1 protein-coding gene is annotated in these 989 nt (G+C 70.5%); it reads left to right on the forward strand.

Going from position 1 to position 989, the window contains the following annotated elements; translation table 11 throughout:
• Nucleotides 1–169: 169 nt before the first annotated feature.
• Nucleotides 170–989 (forward strand): histidinol-phosphatase (gene hisN, locus AC5RUJ_RS17165; protein WP_494156355.1); only part of this gene is annotated, 820 nt, incomplete at its 3' end.

Genomic DNA, 989 nt, shown 5'->3' on the forward strand with positions numbered 1-989 from the left:
ACGGCGGGGCCGGTGACGCGGGGGCGGTGAGGCTTTCGTCGCTCCGCCGCCTGCTGGGGGCCGAAGAGCGCCCCGAGGCCAAGGAACTCGGCACGGTCTAAGGGCCGCCTGCCGGGCCGCAGGCTCCGCCTCCCGCGTCCGCACTTCACTTACCGATAGGTTGAAACCTATGACCCACGCTTCGCAAAGCTACAACGACGATCTGCGCCTGGCCCACGTGATGGCCGACTCCGTGGATGCGCAGACCATGGCCCGCTTCAAGGCCCTCGACCTGAAGGTGGAGACCAAGCCGGACCTGACGCCGGTCACGGACGCCGACCGCGCCGCCGAAGAGGCAATCCGCGGGCAGCTCTCCCGCTCCCGCCCGCGCGACGCCGTGCTCGGCGAAGAATTCGGCAGCAGCGGCCACGGCGCCCGCCGCTGGATCATCGACCCGATTGACGGCACCAAGAACTTTGTCCGGGGCGTGCCGGTCTGGGCCACCCTGATCGCGTTGGTGGACGAGGGGCAGCCGGTAGTCGGGCTGGTCAGCGCGCCGGCATTGGGCAAGCGCTGGTGGGCCGCCAAGGGAACCGGCGCCTACACGGGACGTTCGCTGGCCACCGCGACCCGGCTCCAGGTCTCCGCCGTGGACCGGCTGGAGAACGCGTCGCTGTCCTACTCCAGCCTGGGCGGCTGGAAGGAACGCGGGAACCTGGACGACTTCCTTGGCCTGACCGAATCCGTCTGGCGCACGCGGGCCTTCGGCGATTTCTGGTCCTACTGCCTGGTGGCCGAGGGCGCCGTGGACATCGCCTGCGAACCGGAACTGAACCTCTACGACATGGCCGCCCTGGTGCCGATCGTGACCGAAGCCGGCGGGCGGTTCAGCTCGCTGGAGGGCGAAGACGGCCCGTTCGGCGGCAACGCGCTGGCCACCAACGGCCTGCTCCACGTCGAGGCCCTGCACCGCCTGAACCCCGAACTGCGCGGACAGCGCCCCGCCGGGT

Source organism: Arthrobacter sp. Y3223164 (genome assembly GCF_059091005.1).